General features: G+C 61.3%; 21 protein-coding genes and 1 tRNA gene. 8 read left to right on the plus strand and 14 right to left on the minus strand.

Annotated elements, in window-relative coordinates; genetic code table 11:
- The first annotated feature begins 98 nt into the window (after nucleotides 1–98).
- The gene (locus BW992_RS26470; RefSeq protein WP_072398716.1) at nucleotides 99–572 is read left to right on the plus strand and encodes a cyclic nucleotide-binding domain-containing protein; all 474 of its coding nucleotides are present in this window, start codon (nucleotides 99–101) and stop codon (nucleotides 570–572) included.
- Between the two features lie 110 nt (nucleotides 573–682).
- On the opposite strand, the gene BW992_RS27325 is transcribed toward BW992_RS26470, so the two are convergent.
- Nucleotides 683–970: a hypothetical protein gene (locus tag BW992_RS27325; RefSeq protein WP_076407294.1), complete on the minus strand. Its 288-nt coding sequence runs from the start codon at nucleotides 968–970 to the stop codon at nucleotides 683–685.
- Nucleotides 971–1115: 145 nt separating this feature from the next.
- On the opposite strand from BW992_RS27325, the gene BW992_RS26480 reads away from it, so the two are divergent.
- The 3 genes from BW992_RS26480 (at nucleotide 1116) to BW992_RS26490 (ending at nucleotide 2630) form a co-directional block, all read left to right on the plus strand.
- Nucleotides 1116–1490, plus strand: coding sequence for a YajD family HNH nuclease (locus BW992_RS26480; RefSeq protein WP_003184246.1), 375 nt, complete (start codon nucleotides 1116–1118; stop codon nucleotides 1488–1490).
- Nucleotides 1491–1704: 214 nt separating this feature from the next.
- Nucleotides 1705–2175 carry an RNA methyltransferase gene (locus BW992_RS26485; RefSeq protein ID WP_072398714.1) on the plus strand — a complete coding sequence of 157 codons (471 nt, stop codon included), beginning with the start codon at nucleotides 1705–1707 and terminating at the stop codon, nucleotides 2173–2175.
- Nucleotides 2176–2252: 77 nt separating this feature from the next.
- The gene (locus tag BW992_RS26490; protein ID WP_072398713.1) at nucleotides 2253–2630 is read left to right on the plus strand and encodes a YgaP family membrane protein; all 378 of its coding nucleotides are present in this window, start codon (nucleotides 2253–2255) and stop codon (nucleotides 2628–2630) included.
- A 127-nt stretch (nucleotides 2631–2757) separates the two neighbouring features.
- Here BW992_RS26490 and BW992_RS26495 read toward each other — a convergent pair whose 3' ends face one another.
- Both BW992_RS26495 and BW992_RS26500 read right to left on the minus strand, forming a co-directional pair.
- Entirely contained in the window at nucleotides 2758–3987 is a 1230-nt protein-coding gene (locus tag BW992_RS26495) for a hypothetical protein (protein WP_076407295.1), read from the minus strand.
- A 32-nt stretch (nucleotides 3988–4019) separates the two neighbouring features.
- Nucleotides 4020–4469: a YcgN family cysteine cluster protein gene (locus BW992_RS26500; RefSeq protein WP_072398711.1), complete on the minus strand. Its 450-nt coding sequence runs from the start codon at nucleotides 4467–4469 to the stop codon at nucleotides 4020–4022.
- A gap of 159 nt (nucleotides 4470–4628) precedes the next feature.
- Between BW992_RS26500 and BW992_RS26505 the strand changes: the two genes are divergently transcribed.
- Complete coding sequence (locus BW992_RS26505) at nucleotides 4629–5222, plus strand: nitroreductase family protein (protein WP_072398710.1); 594 nt, start codon at nucleotides 4629–4631, stop codon at nucleotides 5220–5222.
- 50 nt (nucleotides 5223–5272) lie between these two features.
- Here the strand turns inward: BW992_RS26505 and BW992_RS26510 are convergent, their stop codons facing one another.
- The 4 genes from BW992_RS26510 to BW992_RS26525 form a co-directional block, all read right to left on the minus strand.
- Nucleotides 5273–6205: a D-2-hydroxyacid dehydrogenase gene (locus tag BW992_RS26510; protein WP_072431923.1), complete on the minus strand. Its 933-nt coding sequence runs from the start codon at nucleotides 6203–6205 to the stop codon at nucleotides 5273–5275.
- Between the two features lie 122 nt (nucleotides 6206–6327).
- Nucleotides 6328–6621 (minus strand): YcgL domain-containing protein, encoded by a 294-nt coding sequence (locus BW992_RS26515; protein ID WP_053155846.1) that lies wholly within the window; start codon nucleotides 6619–6621, stop codon nucleotides 6328–6330.
- Nucleotides 6618–7751 (minus strand): ribonuclease D, encoded by a 1134-nt coding sequence (gene rnd, locus BW992_RS26520; RefSeq protein ID WP_072398707.1) that lies wholly within the window; start codon nucleotides 7749–7751, stop codon nucleotides 6618–6620. The genes BW992_RS26515 and rnd overlap by 4 nt, the downstream gene beginning before the upstream one ends.
- 216 nt (nucleotides 7752–7967) lie before the next feature.
- Complete coding sequence (locus tag BW992_RS26525) at nucleotides 7968–9617, minus strand: phosphoethanolamine transferase (RefSeq protein WP_076407296.1); 1650 nt, start codon at nucleotides 9615–9617, stop codon at nucleotides 7968–7970.
- A gap of 341 nt (nucleotides 9618–9958) precedes the next feature.
- Between BW992_RS26525 and BW992_RS26530 the strand changes: the two genes are divergently transcribed.
- Nucleotides 9959–10891: a LysR family transcriptional regulator gene (locus BW992_RS26530; RefSeq protein WP_072398705.1), complete on the plus strand. Its 933-nt coding sequence runs from the start codon at nucleotides 9959–9961 to the stop codon at nucleotides 10889–10891.
- Nucleotides 10892–10894: 3 nt separating this feature from the next.
- On the opposite strand, the gene BW992_RS26535 is transcribed toward BW992_RS26530, so the two are convergent.
- Both BW992_RS26535 and BW992_RS26540 read right to left on the minus strand, forming a co-directional pair.
- On the minus strand, nucleotides 10895–11260 hold the full coding sequence (locus tag BW992_RS26535) for a 5-carboxymethyl-2-hydroxymuconate Delta-isomerase (RefSeq protein WP_072398704.1): 366 nt from the start codon (nucleotides 11258–11260) through the stop codon (nucleotides 10895–10897).
- A 98-nt stretch (nucleotides 11261–11358) separates the two neighbouring features.
- The gene (locus BW992_RS26540; protein WP_076407297.1) at nucleotides 11359–12291 is read right to left on the minus strand and encodes a LysR family transcriptional regulator; all 933 of its coding nucleotides are present in this window, start codon (nucleotides 12289–12291) and stop codon (nucleotides 11359–11361) included.
- A 147-nt stretch (nucleotides 12292–12438) separates the two neighbouring features.
- On the opposite strand from BW992_RS26540, the gene BW992_RS26545 reads away from it, so the two are divergent.
- Both BW992_RS26545 and BW992_RS26550 read left to right on the plus strand, forming a co-directional pair.
- Nucleotides 12439–12630 (plus strand): YegP family protein, encoded by a 192-nt coding sequence (locus tag BW992_RS26545; protein ID WP_041023896.1) that lies wholly within the window; start codon nucleotides 12439–12441, stop codon nucleotides 12628–12630.
- 100 nt (nucleotides 12631–12730) lie between these two features.
- Nucleotides 12731–13099: a cupin domain-containing protein gene (locus BW992_RS26550; RefSeq protein ID WP_076407298.1), complete on the plus strand. Its 369-nt coding sequence runs from the start codon at nucleotides 12731–12733 to the stop codon at nucleotides 13097–13099.
- Nucleotides 13100–13117: 18 nt separating this feature from the next.
- Here BW992_RS26550 and BW992_RS26555 read toward each other — a convergent pair whose 3' ends face one another.
- The 5 genes from BW992_RS26555 to BW992_RS26575 form a co-directional block, all read right to left on the minus strand.
- Nucleotides 13118–13888 carry a phytanoyl-CoA dioxygenase family protein gene (locus BW992_RS26555; RefSeq protein ID WP_072398701.1) on the minus strand — a complete coding sequence of 257 codons (771 nt, stop codon included), beginning with the start codon at nucleotides 13886–13888 and terminating at the stop codon, nucleotides 13118–13120.
- Between the two features lie 13 nt (nucleotides 13889–13901).
- Nucleotides 13902–15536 (minus strand): methyl-accepting chemotaxis protein, encoded by a 1635-nt coding sequence (locus BW992_RS26560; protein WP_072398700.1) that lies wholly within the window; start codon nucleotides 15534–15536, stop codon nucleotides 13902–13904.
- Between the two features lie 229 nt (nucleotides 15537–15765).
- A tRNA-Ser gene (locus tag BW992_RS26565) sits at nucleotides 15766–15855 on the minus strand.
- 83 nt (nucleotides 15856–15938) lie between these two features.
- Nucleotides 15939–16652, minus strand: a complete 714-nt coding sequence (purC, locus tag BW992_RS26570; protein WP_016963914.1) for a phosphoribosylaminoimidazolesuccinocarboxamide synthase — start codon at nucleotides 16650–16652, stop codon at nucleotides 15939–15941.
- A 26-nt stretch (nucleotides 16653–16678) separates the two neighbouring features.
- Nucleotides 16679–17437, minus strand: coding sequence for an MBL fold metallo-hydrolase (locus BW992_RS26575; RefSeq protein WP_076407299.1), 759 nt, complete (start codon nucleotides 17435–17437; stop codon nucleotides 16679–16681).
- Nucleotides 17438–17441 lie beyond the last annotated feature (4 nt).

Raw genomic sequence — 17441 nt, forward strand, 5'->3', positions numbered from 1 at the left:
ATGCCGACTGATTCGGCGCCATCGCGAGCAACTCGTTCCCACACGGGGTCTTCTTCAATCCGAAACCGCAACAGACACAAGAAAAAGACCGTGAAGACATGCCAGAACCGACCTTACTGAACAATGAAATCCGCGACTGGCTGATGGACTGCGGCCTGTTCGACCAACTGTTGCCCGTGGATTTCGCCGCAGCCTCAGGCTATTTCAGCATCAGCGCCATTGCCCAGGGCGAAGCCATTTTCCGCGAAGGCGATGCCGGCAGTTTCATGTGCATCATCCACACCGGCCAGGTGGCCGTGCAAAAAGCCGGCCCCGACGGTCAGCCCGTGACCATCGCCACCCTGCGCAGCGGCCGGGCATTCGGCGAGATGGCCGTGCTGGACGGTGAACGGCGTTCGGCCAGTTGCATCGCGGCCAGTGATTGCCAGCTGCTGAACCTGGGCAAGGACTCCCTGGAAAAAATGCTCAACGACGCCCCGAAGGTCGCCGCCAAGATCATCCGCGCCCTCGCCGTCTCCCTGTCCAAGCGCCTGCGCATGGCCGATGGACAACTGTTGTCGCAGCAGGTCTAGCACCCTTTATCAGGCCCTTGAAAATCGCTGGCAGGACCAATATGGGCCTGGCTGATCCGATGCCATCGCGAACAGGGTTATTGCCATTGCGCAAGCCAGGCGACTCAGGGCTAACCCCCCGGCGACTTAGCCTTTGGCGGTTTCGGCTCCATCCCCGGTAGAGGCTGGTCCTTGGGCGGCCTGGGCATCTCGATGGGCGGCAGCAACGGCGGCCCACCGCTGCCGGGCCCCGCCTGGGGCGCGCTGCGAGGAACCACAGGCGGGTATGGCATGGGTGTAGCGGTACCGGGCGAACCGGGGATGCTCGGCGGACTCACCGGGATCGTCGGCTGCTGGCTGTGTGCCCAACCGATCGAAAGTATCGCCAGGACGACCGCCGTTAGCAGGGTGCGCTTCATCAATGGCTCCGTGGCTATTGTCCATGTAAGGCTAGCTGCTGCTCGGGGGTTTGCCTTGCCGGTGCATCAACCGGCATCGCGAAGGCCGGCAGTGCTGAGCTAAACTCTGTTCAACCGTCATCAGTCTTCTCCAAAAGGTGAACCCATGAGTTCGTCCACACCGCCGTCCAATACCGCCAAGCTGGACCGCATCCTCGCCGACGCCCAGCGCGACCGGGAAATGGGTTATCGCGACAAAGCCCTGAAAATGTATCCCCATGTCTGCGGCCGCTGCGCGCGTGAATTCTCTGGCAAGCGCTTGAGCGAACTGACCGTTCATCACCGCGACCACAACCACGACAACAACCCGCAGGACGGCTCCAACTGGGAGCTGCTGTGCCTGTATTGCCACGACAACGAGCATTCGCGCTACACCGACCAGCAGTATTTCGGGGACGGTTCCCTGAGCACGCCGAAGATCGCGAAGGCGACCCACAACCCTTTCGCCGCGCTGGCCGGGTTGATGAAAAAGGACGAGTGAACGCTGCCACCCGAGAGATCTCACCCCAGTGTTCCAAGGTCCGTCGAGCGTTTTTCAGGGGGCAGGCCCGCTCTCACAGGTGAGCGGGCCATAGCAGCGCCAATGTGGAAACGAACCTGCTCGCGATAGCGATGCAAGAGCTTGCCCCATCGCGAACTCACCCCACTTCCGCATTCCCCGTATAATCGCGCCTTTTACCAAAGGCATCCTGCCCGTGGCCAACAAACGCTACAGCTGCATCGGTCTGTTCAACCCCAAGTCGCCGGAAAACGTCGGTTCGGTCATGCGTGCCGCCGGCTGCTACGGCGTGGCGTCGGTGTTCTACACCGGCAAGCGCTATGAACGCGCCGCCGACTTCGTCACCGACACCAAGAAAGTGCATTACGACATTCCCTTGATCGGCATCGACGACCTGAAAAAAATCCTGCCCCTGGGCTGCGTACCGGTGGCCGTTGAGCTGGTGGAAGGCGCCCGCCCCCTGCCCGAATACACGCATCCGGACCGGGCCCTGTACATCTTCGGCCCCGAAGACGGCTCGCTGGACAAGGACATCCGCGACTGGTGCGAGGATGTGGTGTACATCCCCACCAACGGCTGCATGAACCTGGCCGCCACCGTCAACGTCGTGCTCTACGACCGCATGGCCAAGGGCAACAACACACGCTCGGGGCCGCAATTCCGCTGACCGGTGCGAAATTCCATTGAACGACGGATCTGCTCCGACAGTCAGTTTTATACAAATTCCCATACCGGAGACAGATCATGAGCGATAACAATCCGTTCGAGCCGATTGAGTCCACCCCTTTTCAGTCCCGTCCCGTGCAAAACGTACATGGCTGGGAGCGCGCGGGCTCCCTGGCCGGCGGTGTGCTGATGATGGGCAAGGGCCTGCGTCGTGGCGGCATCATCGGTCTGGCTCAGTTGGCCATCGGCGGCATGGCGCTGGCCCGGGGCATCACCGGGCATTGCTCGGCCAAGACGCTGCTGGAAAAGAATCGTCAGAACCTGCGCAACGCACGCGCGCGGATCGAGCAGGCCGGCGATGAACTGACCCGCATGAAGGCCAACGCCGAAGCGGCGACCCACACGGCCACGGTGACGGGGAATGATTCGTTGAGTTCGCCCAAGGCGGGGCTTTGATCGGGCAGATGCAACTGCGCTGATGGCCTTGGCGCCAACAGGCTCGCTCACACATTGATCGGATCGGACACAGATGATGTGCCCCTGAAGAACCAACGTGGGGACGAGCCTGCTCGCGATGGCAGTGTCACTGGAGCAAACGTGTATCCAGCACCGTAGAGCCCGCCCCCAGGATATTTTCGCTGAGCTGGACAAATTCCTCGGTATCGACCGTTTCCAGGCGCATCGCCGCTTGCAGGACATCGTCCAGGGAGCGTTTGTTACGGGTCTTCAAGCGAATCTCCCGATCCAGCTCCTGCAGCAACAACACCGCCCTGGCCACCGTCGCCGGGTTGACCTGCTCGCCGCGCAACGTCGTCACGCCCTTGCTGTCCCGGGCTAGGCGTTCATTCAGGGCCTGATAGCGGTCATCACTCATGCCGCCGGCGCGGCGCAGCAATTCCACGCCGTAATACTCGGCCAGGCCTTCGCTGATCCAGTCGCTGCGCTCGCTGTCGTTGATGCGCACGAGCGCCTGCACCAACTCGCGCAGCAACGGGCTGTTGCCCCGTTCGCTGACCAGCGGCGGCCGGCTGTGCAGATAGATCGACTCATGACCGGCCTGGGCTCCCCGCCAGAAAGGATCGGCCGCGCCAACGATCAACAGCTTCGGCGGGTGCCGCGGGATCAGCGCCTGCACCTGCGGCCAGACGAACGTCAGCAGGGTCAGGACGTCCATCCGGCGCATGCCCTGGCCCTGGGGCGATGCGACTGTCACTTCGGTTTCGCCCAGGCGCGCGCGGCGACTGCCGAGCTTGCCGGCAAGTATCCAGCCCGTGGGACGGTCGAACAGGCGTGACGGGTTATCGATGCGAAAGCGTTGCTTACCGATGCGCGGCCAAGGCGTTTCGACGCTTTTCCAGCCATCGGGCAATGCCACTTCCAGGCGGGCTACCAGTTCCACACCGTCCTGCTGGTCGAGCCGGGCCGCCGGCACCAGGTCGTCGCCGCGCAACAACGCCCAGCCCGGGGTCATGCGGGTTTCGAAAGCGCCGCTCTTGCGCTCATGGCTGATGCGCACGCGATAGCTCAGGCTCGCCTTGTCGGGGCCCGGTTGCCAGACGCCTCGGGCCTCCTGGCCGGAGGTGAGCTGCCACTTCCCGTCTGCCTTGAAGTCGCTGTAGCGGCTACCGTCGCCCAGGTCGAAATCCAGGCTACGCACTGCCGAACCCCGTGCCAGGGTCAAGCGCACCTCGGCCTGGTCGCTTTTTGGCAACAGATGGACGTGATAGTCCAGGTCGACTTTCTGCGCCGCCCACAGCGGTCCGCTCAACGCCAGCCACCCAAGGACCAGCGTGCGTCTCAATCCTTCAGCCATGCACTTCCCCTGGTGTCGCGACGTCCGGTGGCTCAACCGGCGCGGAATATCAGATGGTCTTCCCAGTCATCTTCGGCCACGCTGCCTTCGGCCAGCATGCGCCCGGACTGGGAAATGCGCTCATGGTGCACGGCGTCGCGGTCGCCGCAGACCAGGTGATGCCACAGCGGCAGGTCCTTGCCTTCGCTGACCAACCGGTAACCGCAGGTCGGCGGCAACCATTTGAACTCGTCGGCCTTGCCCGGCGTGAGCTGGATGCAATCGGGCACGAAATCGCGACGGTTGGGGTAGTTGGTGCACTGGCAGGTCTTGAGGTCCAGCAGTTTGCAGGCGATGCGCGTGTAATAGACGCTGTTGTCTTCTTCATCCTCGAGCTTTTGCAGGCAGCAAAGACCGCAACCGTCACACAGCGACTCCCATTCCTGGGCATCGAGCTGATCGAGGGTCTTGCGTATCCAGAAGGGTTCGACTTTGGCGGCCATGGCTCGGGCATCAACATCAGGTGGTGAAAAGGCCGACAGTCTAGTGCCGGGGCCTCGCCAGGCCAAGCATTGGCGACTGTCGGTAGGCGGGGCTTGTCAGGCCGGGCAACGGGCAGTAGGTTGCGTCATTCCCGTCCCGAACCCGAGCAGGTCATCTTCATGAGCGCCAATCCCCGCATCGCCGATTACGCCATCCACCCGCAATTCATCGAACGCTGGTCTCCGCGCGCGTTCACCGGCGAGCCGATTGCCGAAGAAACCCTGATGGGCTTTTTCGAAGCCGCGCGCTGGGCGCCGTCGGCCTACAACTCGCAACCCTGGCGTTTCCTCTACGCACGCCGCGACACGCCGAACTGGGAGCGCTTCCTGGGCCTGCTCAACGAGTTCAATCGCAGTTGGGCCCAGCACGCCTCGGCATTGGTGATCGTCGTCTCGAAAACCACCTTCGCAGTACCCGGTGCCACCGAGGAAACCCCGGCTCAGAGCCACACTTTCGATACGGGAGCGGCCTGGGGTCACCTGGCGCTGCAAGCCAGCCTCAGTGGCTGGCATACCCACGGCATGGCCGGTTTCGACCACGAACTGACCCGCCAGGAACTGAAGATTCCCCAGGGCTACGCCCTGCACGCGGCCGTGGCGATCGGCAAGCTGGGGGACAAGTCCACCCTGGCCGAATACCTCCAGGCCCGGGAAACCCCAAGCCCGCGCCGGCCGTTGAGCGAGCTGGTGGCCGAAGGCGATTTCACCCTGTAGTCCTGCGCCAGCGTGGGGGCGAATGCGCTCCCACGACCGGTCCGGCCGTCTCAATAACCCCGGGCGAAGTCCACTTCCCCGCGCAGGGCTTCGCCCGCCTGATAGGCCCGCAGGTTTTCCAGGAACAATTGCACCAGCATCGGAGGCGATGTCGGTGCCGAGCTGTGACCGGTCAGCAACAGGCCCCATGCCGTCCAGAACGGGTGACGCTGTGGCAGCGGCTCCTGGCGGCAGACGTCGATCACCGCGCCGGCCAGGTGCCCGTCCTTCAAGGCCTGCACCAGGTCCGCGTCCACCACGGCCACGCCGCGACCGGCATTGATGAACAGCCCGGTAGGCTTGAATTGCCTGAACAGCGCCGTGTCATACACGTCGTGGGTCTGGGGCGTGTTGGGCAGCAGGTTGATGACGTAGTCCACCTCACCGACCAGGCGCGGCAGGTCCTTCATCGTCCCAACCTCGAGGAAAGGCGCCAGCTCCCGTGCCTCGCTGGCGATGCCATAGAGCTGCACGCCAAAGGGCACGAGGAACTTCGCCACACACTGGCCGATATCGCCGGTCCCTACAATCAACGCCTTGCGCCCCGCCAGGCCTTGCCCCTGGCGGTTGTCCCACTTGCGCTCCACCTGGCTGACCAACCGCGCCAGCACTTCGCGTTCATGGCCAAGCATGTAGGTGAGCACGTATTCGGCCATCAGCTGGCCGAAAATGCCCACGGCGCGGGTCAGACGATAGTCCCGCGTCAGGCCCTCGGCCAACAACGGCGTAATGCCTGCCCAGGTCGATTGCAGCCAGCGGGGTCGATGGCCCTGACGCAACAGCGTCGCCAGCAGATCGGGCTGGCCAAGCCAGACCGGACAGTCGCTGGCCAGGCGCGACAGTTCGGCGGAGTCGCCGCTGGTCAGGACTTCGAGATCGGGTGCAGCCTGGCGCAGCAATTGGGCATACACCGCGTGGTCGTGTTCGGCAATCAGAACGCGCATGAATCAAACCTTTCAAAAACAGTGCAGACGACTGCCGACAGAGTGTCGCTCCATCCATGCGGCAATCGCCAGGAAATCCAGTATCGTTCAAGAGGCGCCAGGACAGGCGCCCCTGGGGTGCGTCAGACCGGGTCGTTGCGGCGCAGCAACTCTTCGGGCAGATGCTCGATGTATTCGTCTTCGGCCGGTGGCATCTGCAAGTGATACCCCTGGGTGTCGAGGTTCTCCAGCACCTTGTTGATGTCCTCGCGGGACAGCTGTCGCTCGGGGCTCAGCACCAGGTCGAACACATGGGTCGCCTTGCCGAAGGCAGCCAGCAATGGCTCGGGTACCCGCGCCAGTGCATCGCTCTTGAGCACATAGAGGTACATCTCGTTTTTCTTCGAGCTGCGGTAAATGGAGCAGATACGTTTCAAGGCTGTTCTCCGGCAGTGGCCAGGCTATCGAGCAGTGCCTGGCCCATCAATTCGCGGCGCCAGCCACGCAGCGAATCGGGCAATTGGTAAGGACCCTCGGGGAAGCCGCTCTTGATCAGCGCTTCGAGGGTTTTCTTGCGCAGCATCAGTTCCGGGGCGATGCCCAGGCGTTCGGCCTCGGCCTGCCCCAGTGCCCGCAGTCGCTTGACCAGCGCCGAAGCCTCGATGGGCAACGGCTCTGGCACGGCCGGGGGCCATTGCTCGGGCGGCACGTTGGCGGCGCGTTTAATCAGGTCCAGCAAAAACTCGCCATCCTGGCGCACGGTACGTGGGTGCATGTCCTCGATTTTCGCCAGGGCACCGAGGTTATCCGGTTGGGTACGGGCCAGGGGCCATAGGGAATGCTCGCGTATGATCCGGTTGCGTGGCAGGTCACGGGCCCGCGCCTCCCGCTCACGCCAGGCGCATAGTTCCCGCAGCACGGCCAGTTGGGCGCGGGACAGTTTCCAGGCCAGCTTGGCTTCGCGGTAGACCTCGTAAGGATCGACTTCGCGGCGCAGGTTGGCGACCAGCTCGGCGCCGTCTTCCAGAACCCAGGCGTACTTCTCATCGGAAAGCTTCGGGCGCAGTTGTACGAAAACTTCCGCCAGGTGCACTGCATCTTCGGCGGCGTAGCTGATCTGCGTCTCGGACAAGGGCCGCTGCAACCAGTCGGAACGGGTCTCGCCCTTGGGCAGCTCGATGCCCAGCACGTCTTGCACCAACCGCGAATAGCCCATGGAGAAACCCAGGTTCAGGTAGGCGGCGGCCAACTGGGTGTCGAACAATGGAGCGGGCAGGCTGCCCGTCAGGCGCAACAGCACTTCAAGGTCTTCGCTGCAGGCGTGCAGCACCTTGAGCACCGCCGGGTTTTCCAACAATGCCGCCAGGGGCTGCCAGTTATCGATGGTCAAGGGGTCGATCAGATAGGCACGCGTGCCATCGCCGATCTGCAGCAGGCCGGCAATGGGGTAAAAGGTGTCGACCCGCATGAATTCGGTGTCGAGGGCGACGAATGGCAACTGTTGCCATTCGGCGCAAAACCGACCGAGGCTATCGTTGTCGCGAATCCAGTGAATATCGATGGCCACACGGCTCTCCCTTGAAGAATGGCGCGCAGTATATATCGCCGTCAGCGATTGCGAGCATCCATAGAGCAAGAGCCTGAGAGAAATCGCCTGCGCAACGGCAAGAATAGTCCTACATTTTGATTTATTGCTCGACAGCAGTCAGGGCGTCACTCGGACATGCCCGCCGCTAAAGGGGCGGTCCGATGAAAGATTGAACGCCCCGGATGAAAGCAAACATCATTGGCGAGCCAGCACTCCATCGATCACGGCGCCGCGACAGTTGGCGAACATGTCCAGATCCGGGTTGTAGACCTTGCTGTTGACCTCCAGCAACCCAAGCATCGAATGGAACAGGTTGTCCTGGGACAGGGGCTTTTCCCGACTCAGTTGAAGGCAATGGGTGTCGACCGAAAAGGACTTCTGATAGCTGTCGGAAAACCAGGCGAGCATTGCCACGTGCTTCTGCTGCTCAGGGGCCAGCATATAGGGCGTGCCATGCAGGAACAGGTTGTATTCGCCCAGGGACTCGCCATGGTCCGACAGATACAGCATGGCCGTGTCGACCTTGTCCTGATTGGCCCGCAACAGGTCGATCAAGGTCGATAGCACGTGATCGGTGTACACCAAAGTGTTGTCGTAGCCGTTGACGATGCTTTCGCGACTGCAATTGTTCAACGCGTTGCTTTCGCACACTGGGGTGAAATGTTCGTACTGCTTGGGATAACGCTTGAAGTATTCCGGCCCGTGGCTGCCCATCTGGTGCAAGACCAGCACCGTATCCTTGTCCAGGGTGTCGATGAAATGCTGCAGCCCCTGCAACAGGATCTCGTCGCGACATTCGCTATTGGCGCACAGGTCCGGGTCCTTGAGATTGCTCACGTCCTGAACGGTGACCCGGTCGCAGGTGCCCTTGCAGCCGGACTGGTTGTCCCGCCAGATCACTTCCAGGCCGGCGCGCTTGAGCACGTCCAACAGGCCTTCTTCGTTCCTGGCCTTGCTGGCGTCATAATCCTTGCGCCCCATGTTGGAAAACATGCACGGCACCGACACAGCGGTTTCGGTGCCGCAGGAATGCACGTCGGTGAAGGCGATCAGGCCGGCCTCGTGGTCCAGGTTCGGCGTGGTGTCGCGGTTATAGCCGAGGATGCCGAAGTTCTCGGCGCGGGCGCTCTCCCCTACCACCAGTACGGTGAGGGACTTGCGGGCATGGGTCTGCCAGGCCGGATCGCGACTCGCATCCTCCCCCAGCCTGATGAACGGTTGTTCGGCGGACGCGACCTGCTCACGCAGGTAGCCGAATGAGGCGCCGATGTAGTTGCTCGGCACGACCATCAGGCGCAACTCGTGGTGGTTGCGAAACAATGACGACAATCCTTGGTAATTGATCAACGCGACCCCACCGATGACGGCCGCAGAAACCATACCAACCAATAACTTGCTTAATAACTCCCTGGGCCACCGGCGATAGTTGATCGGCATCTTCCACAACAACCAGGACGGCAATACGCCGAGCAATCCTAAGTAGGCAAACAACTTCAATGACAATAGATCACGCACTTCCGTGGCGTTGGTTTCGGCGAAGTTGCGAAACATGCCGGCATCGATCAGCACACCGTACTGGGCCATGAAATAGGCAACGCCGGCGCTGATCAAGAACAGCAGTATCAACACGGGCTTGAGCACTGGACGGAACGCCACGAGGGTGAGCACCAGGTTGAAGGCACAGAAGATCATCACGACAAATGCCAGGCCCATCAGCATGCCCCGGCCATCGGTCGCCGTGATGCTCAGCAAGTGCTCCCATAGAACAGTGTTGAAGGCAACGAGTAAAAAGGCACTGGCGACCAGCGTCACCCACTCGGGGCGCACGGCTTTAATAGGCAGCATAATGATTGATGGCTTCCTGAAAGTTGCTCTTTGAAAAAGAACTGCCGAAACTAAGTGTGAAAATTCGTTTTTCACGACAACACAAACTTTAGGTAGGCCACCATCAATTTTTCGTGAAAAAGTTGCTACTAAATTATTTTTTAAGAGGCACACATCAAGTGTCGGGGCGGCAGCCGAAGCGGGCCGGACTCGTCTTCGTGCCTGTCGTGTTCCCTACACTATCTGTCCCGTTCCCGACCGTGAAACAGCCTGCGCGGCATTCACTTGGAACCATCGTTCCGCTAGGATCATCGGTCTGGTTTGCGCAAGATCCGCGCAAGGAGCACAGCGAGAAGCAACGGATGCTGAACAGTAACTCCCTCAGAAAGCTGGATATGCAGGACCTCATGGTGTTTAGCGCCGTGTACGAGCAAAGCAGCGTCAGCGGCGTGTCCGAGGCATTGTGTGTCAGCCAGTCAACGGTCAGCTACTGCCTGAAGAAATTGCGCACCTGTTTCAAGGACGAATTGTTCGTCAACACCCGCACCGGCATGCGCCCCACCTATAAAGCCGTAGGCATGTACGACCATGTGCGCAGCATCCTGCAAAGCATCAACCGGTGCCATGACGGTGCCCCCACCTTCGATCCCACCCGGCACGCCGTCACGTTCAACATCTGCGCGCCGGAATACTTCGAACAACTGATCCTGCCGAAGCTGCTCCAGGACTTCGACTATGCGGACCTGCCCGTGGCGATAAACATGCACAAGCTCGAGACGGACATCCCCGCCCAGGGCCTGCGCGACGGCAGCCTGGACCTGGTGATCTGCTTCGGCCCGCACTTCCATAGCGACCATGCCGACTTCAGATCCCGGCAATTGCTGGAAGATGACCTGGTCTGTGTGCTGGATAGGCAGGCGGCGCCACTGGAGCCGCAATTGAACCTTCGATCTTTCGTACAGCGCCGGCACGTTTTTCCGTCGCCCTGGATCTCATCCACCAACATGGTGGACGGCTGGCTGTCACGGCAGGCACACCAGCGACAGATTGCCGCGCGCGCCAATAGCTACAGCGCGGCCTTGAAGATGATCACCGGCACCCACTTCATCCTGACCCTGCCTCGCCGCATCCAGAGGCTGCTGGCCGACGAGGCAGTGTTCAGTCACTGCGAAGCTCCCAAGGGGCTGCCAGGGTTCACCTTGAACATGCAATGGAGCCAGGCAGCCGACCAGGACAGCGCCAATGCCTGGCTGCGAGAACAGATCGTCAAGGCTTGCGCCGGGCTTGATGCCTGAGTTTCAGTTTTCGATGACAGCCTTGGCGTAGGAGCCCCGGTCCATGTCCGCCATTTCCACGCTGCACTGCACGCTGAGCCCTGCCGGCCATGGGCCCAGCTCCTGGAGCACCGCCAGCAGGCTGTCGGCCAGTTGTTTCTTGATCTCCGGCGAACGGCCACTGAGCAAGGAGAGTTTCACATGCACGAAACCTCGCTCGCCCAGACCGGTGCCCACCCGAAAATGCTCGACTTTCCTGGCGCGGCTCTTGATATCCGACTCGGCCGCGAACTGACCGGACGCCACCAGCGCATTATTCAGGCGCAGCAAAGCCACATCGGCATTCAACTGGGGCAGATTGGGGGTGTACTCGAGGTGCAGGTGGGGCATGTTTCGACTCCGGTTCGAAATAAGGCGATGTGGATTCCAGCCGACGCAACCATACCCCGCCTGGCTTCCCGGGCACAGCCTTGCGTGACAAGAGGCGATCAGGAATGCTCGGGTTGTCCCGATGGCCCACGATTGCCCATGAACGCCTCCAGCCGTGAGCGCAACCAGCATTCGGCCGGGTCGTTGTCGACATGGCTCAGCCAGACCATCGACAGGTCCAGGGTCGGGGTCTTGAATGGAAAGGGCTCGTTGAATAACTGGCCCGAAGCCGCCATGGCGGTGGCGGTATAGTCCGGCAGGCTGGCGATCAGGTCGGTGCCCGCCAGCAACGCCGGCAACGCGCTGTACTGTGGCACCGAAAGCACGACCTGGCGCTTGCGCCCGATCTCGGCCAGCCATTCGTCAGCCAGACCGGCGACGTTCGCCGTGTGAGACACCAGCACGTGGGGCCTCGAGCAGTATTCATCCAGGGTCAGAGGCGAGTCCGACGCATCGGCTCGCAATACCCGCGGCTGAATCTGCCGTAGCAGCTTGCGCTTGGCGTTGGCCGGCAATCCCCGGGTCTGGCTGATTCCCACGGTGATATCACCCGCTGCCAGCAAATCGGGGATGCGCCAGTAATCGACGTGCTGGACCACGAACACGACCTGCGGCGCCTCCCGTCGCAAGCTGTGCAGCAGCGGCGGCAACAGGCCGAACTCGACATCGTCCGACAGACCGATGCGAAACGTCATGGTACTGCTGGCGGGATCGAAATCATGGGTCAGGCTCAACGCCGCCGACAGCGAATCCAGCGCCGGCGAAAGGTGCTGGAAAAGTTCCTCGGCCCGGGCCGTGGGCTCCATGCGATGACCGACACGAATGAACAGCGGATCATTGAACCGCGTACGCAATCGATTGAGGGCCGAACTGATGGCCGGCTGGCCGAGGAACAGCTTTTCCGCCGCCCGGGTCACGTTGCGCTCAAGCATCAGCGTTTCGAACACCACCATCAGGTTGATATCGGCCTTGCGTAATTCGCTACGGTTCATCCATGGTTCCCCAGAGGCTGTCATGAATAGCAATATCTCATAACCCTTGGAAACGTATTTGCGATAGCGAAAATTTTAAGCTTGGCTAGGCTTTCGACGACATGTTCAAAACATGTCTTGAATGAGTAAATCGCAGGGAGCGAATCGATGTATTTTGAGATCTACAGACAGACCCGAGGCACCCAGAGCAGCGGAAAAGGCCAATGGCGCTGGCGCTTGAGGGCCGGCAACCACGAGACGATCGCCAGCGGCGAGTCCTATGTGAACAAGGCTGACTGCCTGCATGTCATCGGACTGATCAAGAATGTCCAGGGCGAGACGCCTGTGAAGGAGATCTGAAGCAGCGTCGCGCGCACCGCCCATAAGCTGCTTCGCCGGGCCGCCCAGCCTGGGGAACAGCTTTGTGTGGCTTCCCCCACTCCAAAGCGAGCATTCCTCGATGGCCATACAGCATTCACCTGTCAACTTCGCTCAGAAATGCGCCCTGTTCCAGGATCGGTGGGCACCAAAAGTCGTGGCTGAAATGAACGACTACCAATTCAAGCTCGCCCGGCTCGAAGGCGACTTCATCTGGCATTCCCACGCCGACACCGATGAAACCTTCATCGTGCTGGAAGGCGAACTCCGTATCGACTTCCGGGACGGCTGGGTGACCATCGGCGCGGGCGAAATGTATGTCGTCAAGAAAGGCATCGAACATCGGCCCAGCGCCGCCCGGGAGGCGAAAGTACTGCTGATCGAACCTCGGGGCGTCATCAACACGGGCGAAACCCATGAGCGAACCGCGCAGAACGATGTCTGGATCTGACCGGACCACGAAACAGGGTCAATCGTATTCGGCTTCCAGATGATCGCCCAACAGGCGCCGTTGGCGAGGGGTCGCGGCCGCGAGCACGGCAGGGTTGAACTGCCAGTGCAGGTATGGAGAGAACTTCTGCGCCATCATGCGTCGGCCATAGTGCACTTGCAGCAGGTAACGCGAGCGGTCGACGGTCCGGTTGTCACTGCCGGCATGCCACAACTCGCTACGCAGCACCAGCACGTCGCCAGCCCGGCATAACACTGGCTGCGCGGAACGTCCCGCCCATTGCGTCTCGCCTGCCACGGGCGCGCGTCCCGCCCGGTGGCTGCCAGGAATGACGCGTGTCGGGCTCAGATCGGCATCGATATCGTCGAGGTAGAACTGGGCGGTGAAAATCTGCATCGGCAAGTCGAAGGCCGGATCAAGCAGCAGGCTCGGCGGCAACTCCATCATCAGGTAGTCCAGGTGCAACGGGGCACCGACGAAACCGGGGTGGCAGCGCCAGGCGGTCTGGCCGATGATATGGCAATCATCCCCCAGGGCCGCTTCCGCCAGTTCGATGACGCCGTCCACATCGAGATAGGGCAACCAGAACGGGTCGCGATTGAAGACGCATTTGTAGTGATCGATGACGCCGCTGTAGTCCCAATGCATGGGCTTCAGTGCGTCGATGGCCCGGCGCAGGTCGACAATCTGCGAACGGCCCAACACGGCGGGCAGCAGGACGAAACCGTCCTGGTGCAGGGCGCGCAGGCGCTCATGAGTGAGTGCCGCGTCAGACTTGGAAACAGGCACTGTCGCGTTTGCCTCAGGTGCGGAAACGGCCGGTCAGTTCCGCCAGGCTCCTCGACAGGCTGGAGAGCTGCTGGCTGGCGTGCATGCTCTGGGCGGAATTCTCTGCCGCTTCGTTGGACAGGTCACGGATATCGGAAATGTTCCGGGCGATCTCCTCGGTCACGCTGCTCTGCTCTTCACAGGCATTGGCGATCTGTGCGGCCATGTCGTTGATGCGCTCGATGGAGCCACTGGTGCCACTGAGCACCTGATCCACACCCGCAGCGCGCTCGACACTGTCGCGGGCCTTGCTGCTGCCGACCTGCATGGCTTGTACAGCCTTGGCGACCCCGCTCTGCAGGCGCTCGATACGCACCTGGATGTCCTTGGTCGAATCCTGGGTACGCGCCGCCAGGGCCCGGACCTCATCGGCCACCACGGCGAAACCACGGCCCTGCTCGCCAGCCCGTGCGGCCTCGATGGCAGCGTTGAGTGCAAGCAGGTTGGTTTGTTCGGCAATGCCGCGAATCACTTCAAGGACGGCACCGATGCTGGAGGTTTCCTGGGCAAGGGCCTCGATGGTGCCCGAGGCACTCTCCACTTCCTGGGCCAACTGGCGGATCGATTCGATCGTGCTGGTGACGACTTCGGCACCATCCCGGGAGCGGCTGCTGGCTTGCTGCGCGGCGTCCGAGGCACTCACCGCGTTATGGGCCACTTCGTGTACAGCCGCGCTCATCTGGGTCGCAGCGGTGCTGACCTGATCGAGGGCCGCATGTTCGCTGCTGATCAATTGATCGTTGGTGGCGGCCATGCTGGCCATGGCACGAGCCGCAGCCTCCACCTCTCCGGTCACCCGGCCCACCTCGGCGATCAGTGGCTGAAGCTTGTCGAGGAAACGGTTGAAGGCGGTGCCAAGCTGTCCCAGCTCGTCAGCCGAACGCACTTCAAGACGCCCTTTCAGATCGCCACCACCCTCGGCAATCTGCTCGACGCGGTGAAGCAGACGACGCATGGGCGTCAGCACCACAAGCGGCAGGACAAGAATCACCAGGATGCCCCCGAGCAGACCGACCAGCAGGATGCCGCCTTGAAAAATCCCTACGGCCTCACCGCGCTCGATCGCTGCGTCCCCTTCCCGGTGCGAGGCCTCTTCCTCCAGTTCGCCCAGCTTGTCGATATCATCGCGCATCGCCTCGAACAGACGCTCACTGTCAGAAAAACTCAAGGCGCTGGCCGCTTGCGGGTCCCCCACGGACAACTCGATCACGCGCCGGGAAACCTGGGTCCATTGGGCAAAGCGCTCGTTGAACTGACTCACCAGCGCCAACGCATCGGCCCCAGGCTGCATCGCTGCGTATTTCTGGACACGGTCATAGGCTTGCTTCGTATTTTCCCCATGGCTGGCGCTCAAGGCTTTCAAGTGCTCGTCCGCATGGCCGTCCAGCAGACTGCGCTCGGCCACGAAAGCCTGGTAGAGATCACGGTCAGCGTTGAGCAGCAGGCTGATGGCAGGCAGATAACGCTTGGTCAACTGCGTGCTGGATTCGGTGACCTCACCGATGCCCCGCATGCCAGACCAGCCCATGAGCACCAGCAACACCACGAGAAAAGCGATGGGCAGGGTAATTTTCCAGCGGAAGCCAAGGTCGGCAAAGAACCGCAACATGGTGTCGCTCCTTTCATGAGGATTGACTTGCCTATCGGCAGACATGTCTTGAGCTATAGACCATTTATCCAATTGTCACAAAACAAGTGACACTGCCGATCGCTCAACAACAAGGCTCGGAGGCCTGCCTCGGTGCGGATTTGCCTAGCGCTTGCTGCCCTTCGAAGCAGCATTTGCATCCCGGAAACGAAAAACCCCACAGACACAAATCTGTGGGGTTTTCGAATAATGGCGGAGAGATAGGGATTTGAACCCTAGGTACTGTTGCCAGTACAACGGATTTCGAATCCGTCCCGTTCGGCCACTCCGGCATCTCTCCAGTGGCGCGCATCATACCAGCACATTCGCCGGAAGCGAACCCCCGTGCGAATTTTTTTCCGTGCTATCAGATGCTTGCGTCGATTACAGCGGCACACCCAGACGCTGGGCGACTTCTTCGTAGGCTTCGATCACGTCGCCGAGGCCCTGGCGGAAGCGGTCCTTGTCCATTTTTTTCTTGGTGGCCTTGTCCCAGAGGCGGCAGCCATCCGGGCTGAATTCGTCGCCCAGGACGATGGAGCCGTCGCTGAACACGCCGAACTCGAGCTTGAAGTCCACCAGTAGCAGGCCGGCGTCGTCGAACAATTTGCTCAGAACTTCGTTGACCTTGAGGGACAGCTCCTTCATCCGGGCCAGTTGCTCGGCGGTGCCCCAGCCGAACGCCACGACGTGGGATTCGTTGATGAACGGGTCGCCCTTGGCGTCGTCCTTCAGGAACAGTTCGAAGGTGTAGGGGTTAAGCTTCATGCCCTCTTCCACACCCAGGCGCTTGACCAGGCTGCCGGCGGCGTAGTTACGCACGACGCATTCCACCGGGATCATGTCCAGCTTCTTGACCAGGCATTCGTTGTCGCCCAGCAGCTTGTCGAACTGGGTCGGCACGCCGGCTGCTTCTAGCTTCTGCATGATGAAGGCGTTGAACTTGTTGTTCACCATGCCCTTGCGGTCGAGCTGCTCGATGCGCTTGCCGTCGAACGCCGAGGTGTCGTTGCGAAACAGCAGGATCAAGCGGTCGGCGTCATCGGTCTTGTAAACCGACTTGGCTTTGCCGCGGTAGAGTTCTTCACGTTTTTCCATGATGGGCTCCGCTTGCTAAGTATGGGCTAGGCGATATGTCGCCAGTCGAGCCCTGAATCTTGATCGGCCAGTTGCAGCCAGTCCGGGTCGCACCCGAGGGTATCGACAAAACATTGCCGGGCCAGCTGCGGCAGGTTGTTCTTGCTGCTCAGATGGGCCAGGACCAGGTGTTGCAAGCCCTGCCAGCCCAACTCGGCCACCAGGTACGCCGCCTGGTGGTTGTTCAAATGTCCTCGCTCCCCGCCTACCCGCTGCTTGAGAAAGTAAGGGTAATAACCACGGGCCAGCATGTCGCGACAGTGATTGGACTCGATCATCAACGCATCGAGATCCCGGTAGCTGTCCATGATCCTGTCGCAATACGAGCCCAGGTCGGTCAGCAAACCGAAGCGCCGTTCACCGTCGCTGAATACATACTGCGTCGGCTCCAGGGCATCGTGGGCCACACTGACCACGCTGATATCCAGAGCACCTATGCGCAGCTGCTCGCCACCGGTCACGAAACCGGCCGGCTCGATGGGCTTGCGCAGACCACCCAGCGTACCGCGGCTGAGGTAGACCGGAAGATTGTAGCGCCGAGACAGCAAACCCACGCCATGCACGTGGTCGGCATGTTCGTGGGTCACGAGTATCGCGCTCAGTTGCGCCGGATGCACCCCAAGGCGCAACAGGCGCTTCTCGGTTTCCCGCAAGGAGAAACCACAATCGACCAGCACATAGGTCCCAGCGCTGGCTACCAGCGTGCCGTTCCCTTGGCTACCGCTGCCGAGAACGGCGAAACGCATCGGA

It is taken from the genome of Pseudomonas sp. 7SR1, assembly GCF_900156465.1.
Taxonomy (GTDB): Bacteria; Pseudomonadota; Gammaproteobacteria; order Pseudomonadales; family Pseudomonadaceae; genus Aquipseudomonas.

Coding starts and splice junctions, on each gene's coding strand:
- BW992_RS26575 (WP_076407299.1), bottom strand. CDS start 17,437: ATGCGTTTCGCCGTTCTCGGCAGCGGTAGCCAAGGGAACGGCACGCTG.
- BW992_RS26550 (WP_076407298.1), top strand. CDS start 12,731: ATGGCCATACAGCATTCACCTGTCAACTTCGCTCAGAAATGCGCCCTG.
- BW992_RS26505 (WP_072398710.1), top strand. CDS start 4,629: ATGAGCGCCAATCCCCGCATCGCCGATTACGCCATCCACCCGCAATTC.
- BW992_RS26480 (WP_003184246.1), top strand. CDS start 1,116: ATGAGTTCGTCCACACCGCCGTCCAATACCGCCAAGCTGGACCGCATC.
- BW992_RS26540 (WP_076407297.1), bottom strand. CDS start 12,291: ATGAACCGTAGCGAATTACGCAAGGCCGATATCAACCTGATGGTGGTG.
- BW992_RS26510 (WP_072431923.1), bottom strand. CDS start 6,205: ATGCGCGTTCTGATTGCCGAACACGACCACGCGGTGTATGCCCAATTG.
- BW992_RS26490 (WP_072398713.1), top strand. CDS start 2,253: ATGAGCGATAACAATCCGTTCGAGCCGATTGAGTCCACCCCTTTTCAG.
- BW992_RS26535 (WP_072398704.1), bottom strand. CDS start 11,260: ATGCCCCACCTGCACCTCGAGTACACCCCCAATCTGCCCCAGTTGAAT.
- BW992_RS26500 (WP_072398711.1), bottom strand. CDS start 4,469: ATGGCCGCCAAAGTCGAACCCTTCTGGATACGCAAGACCCTCGATCAG.
- BW992_RS26530 (WP_072398705.1), top strand. CDS start 9,959: ATGCTGAACAGTAACTCCCTCAGAAAGCTGGATATGCAGGACCTCATG.
- BW992_RS26470 (WP_072398716.1), top strand. CDS start 99: ATGCCAGAACCGACCTTACTGAACAATGAAATCCGCGACTGGCTGATG.
- BW992_RS26560 (WP_072398700.1), bottom strand. CDS start 15,536: ATGTTGCGGTTCTTTGCCGACCTTGGCTTCCGCTGGAAAATTACCCTG.
- BW992_RS26495 (WP_076407295.1), bottom strand. CDS start 3,987: ATGGCTGAAGGATTGAGACGCACGCTGGTCCTTGGGTGGCTGGCGTTG.
- purC (WP_016963914.1), bottom strand. CDS start 16,652: ATGGAAAAACGTGAAGAACTCTACCGCGGCAAAGCCAAGTCGGTTTAC.
- BW992_RS26525 (WP_076407296.1), bottom strand. CDS start 9,617: ATGCTGCCTATTAAAGCCGTGCGCCCCGAGTGGGTGACGCTGGTCGCC.
- BW992_RS26545 (WP_041023896.1), top strand. CDS start 12,439: ATGTATTTTGAGATCTACAGACAGACCCGAGGCACCCAGAGCAGCGGA.
- BW992_RS27325 (WP_076407294.1), bottom strand. CDS start 970: ATGAAGCGCACCCTGCTAACGGCGGTCGTCCTGGCGATACTTTCGATC.